The sequence below is a fragment of the Thioalkalivibrio sp. genome (assembly GCF_041690275.1).
Lineage (GTDB): Bacteria > Pseudomonadota > Gammaproteobacteria > Ectothiorhodospirales > Ectothiorhodospiraceae > Thioalkalivibrio.
In genome coordinates this window covers 1-7476 of sequence record NZ_JAWLHP010000092.1, presented here as the reverse complement: position 1 = coordinate 7476, position 7476 = coordinate 1, and the positions used below count along the sequence as shown (strand labels likewise).

Genomic DNA, 7476 nt, shown 5'->3' with positions numbered 1-7476 from the left:
ACGGTGCCGGCGAGGAAGCGGTCGAAGTGATGCACCGACGGGTCGCGCCGGAGCCGCAGGTGCAGCAGGGAGGGCTGGTCGGATCCGTCGAGCTCGACGCGAAACGGCGTCCAGTCGAAGCTTGGCGCGGGCACGTCAACGCGCACCGGATCCCCATTGCCGGGCCGGACATCGAGGTACGGCAGCGCCCGGGTGGTCAGCCGCTCGGCCCGCCAGTGGCCGGAGAGGACCCAGCCACCGGGGTTGGCGGTCACCGGAACGCGTATCGAGGGCCGCATCAGCCGGAGCGTCTCCTTGCCGTCGAACTCCAGCCGGAGGCTGGCCGGCTCGCTGACGAGGCGTCGCGTGTCCAGGATTGCCTGGCTGCCGGCGGGCATGCGGGTATCCCACTCGAGGGCGCGTCCGCTCCCGACAGGGTGCAGAAAATCGCCGTTTGGCACCTGCCCCGGCCGGTAGTCGGGATAGGTCTCGCTCCACGCGGTCATCGCGGCCTCGACATCGCCCTCGCCCAGCGCCAGGTCCACGAAGTCGAGGAGCGCCGCGTCGCCTGCCGGCCGGGGCCGCGGCAGGCGCTCCCAGGCCGCACGGGCCAGTGCGGTCCGGCCGTGCTCGCGCGCGTAGCGCAGCACCGCCGACAGGTAGGCCTCCCCCTCCGGTACCACGCGGTCGAGCAACGCGTCCGGATCCTGGATCCAGCGGCCCGCGGCGAACAGCACCTGCCCGGTCGCGCGGGGCTGCCCCTCCAGCCACCGGCGGAGGTGCACAGCGGCCCGGTCCGGCTCGCCCAGCAGCTGCGCGAGCGTGGCCGCCCGCCAGCGGCCCTCGCGGTGCCCCGGCTGCACGGCGACCGCGGCCTCCAGGTGGGCACGCACGAGATCGGGATCGCGGCCGAGGTCCCGGCCGATGATGGCGCGGGTGTACCAGCGGCTGTGGTCCACCGGATAGCGCTGCAGTTGCCACGCGAGAAAGGAGTCCGCCATCCCGGGGTTCTGCCGCCAGTTCGCCTCCACCATGGCCGAGAGGCGCCGCCCGGCAAACCCGCCCCAGGGCAGTTCGACCCGGGCTTCGCCACCTGTGGCCTCCAGATCGAGTTCCACCGCACTCAGGGCCCGGTACTCGAGCCCGGCGATCGCGATCGCGGCCAGGCCGGCGACGGCGAGGAGAAGCCAGCGCGGGGAGATCGACTTCAGCATCCTGACCCCCTGTTCAGGAGGCCTTGCTGATCGGCAGCTTTCCGGGTTCTTCCGACGCCGGCACCTCGCGGTAACCGTAGTAGTCCGACGAGCAGTAGGCGTAGTCCGGGTTCTTGAGATCGATGCGGTTGAGCACTGCGCCGAGCAGCGGGGCCTGGACCTGCTGCAGCCGCCGTACCGCCACCCGGAAGTTCTCCTTGCCGGTCTGCCCCGCCGCAACGGTCACGATCACCCCCTCGACCATGCGCGACAGCGCCACGGCGTCGGCCAGCCCCAGAATCGGCGGGGCGTCGATGATCACGTGATCGAACAGTTCCCGGCACTCGGCGATGACCCGCGACAGGCGGCTCGAGCTGAGGAGCTCCGTCGGCTTCGGCGTCGCGTGCCCCGCGGGGATCACCGACAGGCCCTCCACCTCGGTCTCGTGGATCAGCGCGCGGTCGAGGCTCGCGCCCTGCTCGGATTGCGCGATGGCGTTGGTCAGGCCGGGCGCGCGCGGCCTCGCGAAGTCCCGGTGCAGCGCGGGCCGGCGCAGGTCGGCGTCGATCAGCAGCACGCGGGCGCCGTTCTGGGCGATCACCGTCCCGAGGTTCACCGCGGTGGTGCTCTTGCCCTCGCCCTGCGAGGTGCTGGTGACCAGCAGGGTGCGCGGCATGCCCTCGGGCGTGGAGAACATCAGGCTGGTGCGCAGGGAGCGGAAGGCCTCCGAGATCGCGGAGTCCGGACGCTGCGCACTGCAGTGGCTGAGGGCGTTGCGGACACCCGGCAACGGCCGCCCCTCCCCGGCCGGATCGTTCGCCGGTTCCAGCGGCACCAGGCCCATCACCGGCAGTTCGACCAGCCGCTCGATGTCGTCGGCGTGGCGCACGGTCCGGTCGAGGAATTCCAGCAGCAGGGCCAGGCCCATCCCGATCATCAGGCCCAGCATCGAGGCCATCGCCAGATTCTTGGTCAGCACGGGCCGAAAGGCGCCGCCCGGCACCTGCGCGGCGTCGATCACCGCGATGTTGCTCTCCTGCACCCCGGCGGCAACGCCGATCTCCTTCATGCGTTGCAAGAGGCCGTCGTAGAGTTCCCGGTTGGTCTCGTGTTCGCGCCGCAGGATGTTGTACTGCACGGCCTGCTCGTTCAGGGCCATGATGCGCTCCTCGCGCTCGGCGATGGCCTGCTCCAACGCGGACTCCTGTGCGCGCAGGGTCTCGAAGCGCCCGAGGATGCCGTCCGCGATGCGCTGCTTCTCCGCCGCGATCTCCGCACGCAGCAGCTCCGTGCGCCGCAGCACCTCGGCCACGGTGGGGTAGTCGTCGAGGAAGCGTTCCGACAGCGCGGCATATTCGGTGGAGGCGTCCAGCAGCCGGGTCTGCAGCTCGGCGATGGTGGCGCTGTTGACCACCGGATCGAGGTGGTCGAGCCGGCCCTGCTGCACCAGTTCCCGCCAGCCGGCGAGCTGAACCAGCTCTCCGCGCACGCCCTCGAGACGCTCGTTCAGGCTGCTCAGTCCCTCGCGCGCCATCTCCTGGTTGGCGGCGAGATCGGAGACCCGAACCCGGCGCGCGAAGTCGGCGAGCTCCCAGTCCGAGCGCTCCAGCGCGATCCGCATCTCCTGCAACTGCTCCTGCAGGAATCGCCGCGCATCGCTGCCGGCGTCGTAGCGTCGCTGCATGGTGCCGTCGATGTACTCGCGTACCACGGCGTTCGCGACCTCCGCCGAGAATTCGCGATCGAAGCTGACGTAGCTCACGCGCACCAGCTGGGAGTTTCGCTGCGGTTCCACCTCGATGCGTCCCTGCAGACGACTGGTGGCCGCACCAACGGCTCTCTCCTCGGCGTCAGCCGCCGCGGCCTGCTGTCCGGCATCCGCCTGGCTGTCCCCCGGCCGGATGGCGCCGAGGATGAGGCGGACCAGCCCGCGCAGTTCGGCCACGATGCTGCGCTGGCGGACCTCGCCGGCCAGCTCGGGATGATCGGCCAGATCGTGGTTGCGCACCACCGCCTCGGCCAGCGAGCGGCTCGCGAGCACCCCGTGCTGGGTGGTCAGAAACTGCTGGATGCCCTGGCTGCCTCCGGGGGAGGACTCGAAGTCGTCGTAGGCGAGGATGCGTCCGACATCGGGCTTGATCTGTATGGTCGCGGTGGCGCGGTACTCGGGGAGCATCAGCAGCGTCGCCATCAGCGTGACCGCGAGCACCGTGGCCAGCACGCTGAGCACCACCGCCCGGCGCTTCAGCAGGATCCGCCAGTATTCGTGCAGATCGATGCTGTCGTCCTCTTCCGGGGCCGGCGCCGGGCGCTCGGGCAGCGCCGGCAGCCTGCCGTAATTCGCCACCGGCTTGAGGTGGTGGCCCGGTCGGTCTCGGTCAGTCCCGAAGGTCATGGATACCCCCGAACGCGGGATGTATGGCCAGGCCGCGCCCCTGGCGCGTGGCAATCACCGGGCAATGCTCGCCTCATTGCAACGGCCGCCATCCGAACAGGGCGAGTGCCGAGGCTTGGCGCCAGAAACCAATCCAGCCGGCCTTGAGGGTGCTGGTGTCAACGACGACCACATCGCCATCGCGCAGCGGCATATCCCGGGCGGGATTGTCGCGTACCTCCCCGTAGTTCACGTCGAGGTGGTTCCATTCGCCGGTGCCGGTATCCCGCCGAAGCACGCGCACCGCGGACGGATCGGCCTCGAACTTCAGCCCGCCCGCCTCGGAAACGGCCTTCAGCACGGTGATCTCCCCCCTGAGGTCGACGCCGCCCGGCCGGTTCACCGCCCCCTCCACGAAGACGAAGCCACCCCGCGGGACGTTGATCAGCGCGGTCTCGCCGAGCATCACGTTGTGCGCGGCCGCGTCTTCCATCAGCTCGTCGAGGCCCACCACCAGGGTACGGGTCTGTTGCTGGCCGTTCTCCGGGTGGCGGACCCGGTCGGTGAGATAGACCATGTCGCCGGCGTCCCGGGTGACGCCACCGGCCATGGCCAGGGCTTCGATCAGGGTGGTCTGGCGGCTCACGGAGTAGACGCGCGGGTTGGCGACCGCGCCGACGATGGTGAACTGCTGGCTGCGGTATTCCGTGACCCGCGCGCTGGCCTGCGGGCTGCGCAGGTAGGATTCGCCGTATTTCGCCGCGACCGTCTGCTCGATCTCGTCGAGGGTGAGCCCGGCGACCGCGATCTTGCCGACCAGCGGCATCACGATGTTGCCCTGCCCGTCGACGCGATATTCGCGCGAGAGCTCGGGGACACCGAAGAACTCGATCCGGATCTGGTCCTCCGGGCCCACCCGGTAGAGGCCGCCGCCCGTGCCGGACTCCACCGCCAGCGACAGCAGCTGTTCGTTGAGGTCGGCCACCCGGGCCTCGCTGGCGACCTGTTCCTGGAACTCCTCGGCCGAGACCGCCTCGGTCGGCGCGGGCGGCGCGGAGGCGCAGCCGGCGAGGAGGAGTGCGGGGGCGAACAGGGCGGTGAGGGCCAGGCGCCAGGGTCGCGATGGGCAGGGGGACGCGGCCCCGGGGCAGGCATGGTCGGGACGGGGGCCGCTCCGTTCGCGCGCAAGGCACGCTGCTGCAAGAGACAGCCCCCGTAGGAGCGCGCCCCGCGCGCGAAGCCCCTGCCCCGCTATCCCGGTGCCCGCATGAGCCGGTTCGCCGGCGCGGCTGCCGCGTCCATCACGAATTGCCGAGGCCTTGGTCTTGCAACTCGCGCTCAACAAGGTACTCCGCTGCGGTGCTGCATCTGCAGGGGAATCGCGGTTACGGGCTGGGTGGCGGCTCGGTGGGAGGCGGCGCAGAACCGCCGCCACCCCCACCGCCACCGGCGGCCGCCGCAAGCCCGGCGCCCGCCAGCGCGAGCCCGCCGACCACCATGGGATTCACGCCACCGGCGGCGGGCTCCGGCGGCTCCGGCTCCGGTTCGGGCTCGGCCACCACCTCCGGATCGGGCTCGGCGGGCGGCGTTATGGCCTCGATCTGCGCGATCTCCAGGCCCGGGCCGTCGCCGGTGAAGTTGACCCGCTGGTTGGCCTCGACCCGGTAGTAGGTATTTCCGTCCGGGTCACCGATGTTCATGGCGCCGTCGCGGACGGTCACACGCAGCTGTCCGTCATCCAGGCGCTGCACGATGCCGAAGGAACCGGGGCTGCCAGACGCGGCCACGCGAACATATTCGCCATCGCCGAGGGTCGAGAGCACCTCGCTGCCACTGGTGATCACCAGTTCCATCCGGTCCTCGGGAATCGCATACAAGAGCGCCCCCTGCTCGAGGTCCACGCGGAGCACGCCGCCGTCGCGGCGCAGCGAGGCGCGGGTTTCGCGCGGAAATCCGATGCCGATGCCGTGTTCGAGGTCCAGGATCGCTGTCCCGCCGCCGGTGTCGATGCGGTCGCCGGAAAACCAGGAGTAGCGGCTGCTCGACAGCCGCATATAGGTATCCGAGTCCGCCTGCGCGACGCGGACCTGGCCCTGGATCTCGAGGCTGCCCGCCGGTCCGGCAGCGGCCGCACTGGCCAGGGTCAGCCCCAGCGCAACCAGCGCGCCCGGGAACAGGCCGGAAAGTACTGTGTTTCCAATCATTTGCCACCCCTGTGTTGAGCGATCAGTCTGGGGCGGGAGACGCGAATGTACGCCGGCCCGACTGTCGTTCGATGTCACTGTATCGGCAGAGCCGTCAAGGCTTCAAGCGGGATGCAAAAGCATCACTCGTGGAGGATCAGGCCCGGAGCCTGCGCAGCCAGCTGGCGAGCCTGCCCTTCCGGCTGGGAAGCGTGTCCTTCAGCACCGCGGTGTCCACGGCCCGGCCGTCCACCAACGCCCGCGGAAAGTCCTCGGTCAGCAGACTCGCGGTCTCCGGGGATGCCCATTGTGCGACCACCTCGCGTCCCGCACTGAGCTGCGGAATCCGGCGGCTGTCGCGGTGGGCGTCCGACGCCATCACGTGGATCAGCCCGTCGCAGACCATGCGGCGCGCCGCATTCTGAATCTGGGAGCCAAAGCGGCCGGTGCAGGATTGGGCGGTCACCTGCGCCAGGCATCCCATGTCCACCCAGTCCGCCAGTTGTTCCGAGTCACCGATCAGCTCGCGGTTGCGTTCCGGGTGCGCGATCACCGGCTGCAGTCCCATCGCCAGGAGGTCTTCCAGGATGCTGCTGGCGCCGAGGGGGACCGTGTGGACCGGAAGCTCGACCAGGACGGCCTGGTTGCGGTCCGCGATCGTGAGCGCGGTTCCCGCCGCGAGCGCTGTCGGCAATTCGGGTACGAGGTGGCACTCTGTGCCGGGCAGCACCTGCAGCGGAATTCCGTGCTCGAACAATCGGTCGCGAAACCGGGCCAGCTGTTGCCGGACGTGCCGGGCCGTATTCGTATAGACGCCGTTCAGGTGGTGCGGCGTGAGGACCGAGACGGCGATGCCGTCCTCCACCGCCAGACGGGCCATGTTCAGCGCCTGTTCGAGGTCCTTGGCGCCATCGTCAATGCCCGGCAGCAGGTGGCCGTGGAGATCCACCATGCCGTCGGAGGTCCGGCGTTGCGCGTGGGCATTGGTCATGTTCATCGACTTCCGTCGTCCTGTCGCGCGGGCGGCCGTCAAGGCCGAAGGCGGCCGCCCGCTGCCACCCGGCACCGCGTGACGACGCCCTCGGATCCTGGGCAATGGCGCGGGGCCCGTGACACCCTGATCGGAGAGAGAGTACCCGATCCGGAGGCGGGACCTGAAGACGCGCACTGCACGGCTCCCGTCTCGACCCGACCCGATATAACCCAACCTGATTTAGGTTCTAGAACTTTCCGGGAGGCTTGTCAATACGACCCGCCCTGCGCGCGCGGCGAGCCCCCATGCCTCGGCGCCCCGGGGGCAGGAGACGGCGAACCGGGGCAAATCCCCCGGTCGCCGCACGACTACACGAGACAGGCCTTGCCCCCGCAGGAGCGCGCCGCGCGCGCGAACCGGGCCTCGCGAGGCCCGGCCCCGGGACCGTAAAAACGGCCCACCGCCGGAAGGCCCTACCGAAGCTCAATCAGCCTCGTCACCGTACGCAAGCGCGGACAGCGGCCCAAGCGCCACCGATTCCAGGGACCCGGCCTCCGCGCAGGTTGCATAGTCCTTGCTCCCGGCAGCCGTGACCAGCTGCACTGCCGCGCCGGTACCGGTGTCCTCGCCGAAGCGGATCTCCGCGGCGCTGCCCGACGCCCCGGAGATCAGCACGACCCCGGTATCCGGGCAGGCACCCTCCGCGCCGTCGCTCGAGGACTCCTGGTACTCGATCGGCTTGTCCGTGCGCACGGCGATGAAGCCACCCATGCC

General features: G+C 70.3%; 6 protein-coding genes. All 6 read right to left on the bottom strand.

From position 1 onward, the window contains the following. Positions 1 to 1193 (bottom strand): tetratricopeptide repeat protein (locus ACESMN_RS12850; protein ID WP_373054005.1); only part of this gene is annotated, 1193 nt, incomplete at its 3' end. A gap of 13 nt (positions 1194 to 1206) precedes the next feature. Beyond that, the gene (locus ACESMN_RS12845; RefSeq protein ID WP_373054004.1) at positions 1207 to 3567 is read right to left on the bottom strand and encodes a GumC family protein; all 2361 of its coding nucleotides are present in this window, start codon (positions 3565 to 3567) and stop codon (positions 1207 to 1209) included. Positions 3568 to 3640: 73 nt separating this feature from the next. Beyond that, entirely contained in the window at positions 3641 to 4888 is a 1248-nt protein-coding gene (locus tag ACESMN_RS12840; RefSeq protein ID WP_373054003.1) for a polysaccharide biosynthesis/export family protein, read from the bottom strand. 43 nt (positions 4889 to 4931) lie between these two features. Continuing rightward, positions 4932 to 5750 carry a hypothetical protein gene (locus tag ACESMN_RS12835; RefSeq protein ID WP_373054002.1) on the bottom strand — a complete coding sequence of 273 codons (819 nt, stop codon included), beginning with the start codon at positions 5748 to 5750 and terminating at the stop codon, positions 4932 to 4934. A 136-nt stretch (positions 5751 to 5886) separates the two neighbouring features. After that, complete coding sequence (locus tag ACESMN_RS12830; RefSeq protein ID WP_373054001.1) at positions 5887 to 6726, bottom strand: tyrosine-protein phosphatase; 840 nt, start codon at positions 6724 to 6726, stop codon at positions 5887 to 5889. Between the two features lie 459 nt (positions 6727 to 7185). Then, positions 7186 to 7476 (bottom strand): hypothetical protein (locus tag ACESMN_RS12825; protein WP_373054000.1); only part of this gene is annotated, 291 nt, incomplete at its 5' end.

Excerpts from the sequence above, each read along its gene's own strand:
- ACESMN_RS12830 (WP_373054001.1), bottom strand. The coding sequence starts at position 6,726 with ATGAACATGACCAATGCCCACGCGCAACGCCGGACCTCCGACGGCATG.
- ACESMN_RS12835 (WP_373054002.1), bottom strand. The coding sequence starts at position 5,750 with ATGATTGGAAACACAGTACTTTCCGGCCTGTTCCCGGGCGCGCTGGTT.
- ACESMN_RS12845 (WP_373054004.1), bottom strand. The coding sequence starts at position 3,567 with ATGACCTTCGGGACTGACCGAGACCGACCGGGCCACCACCTCAAGCCG.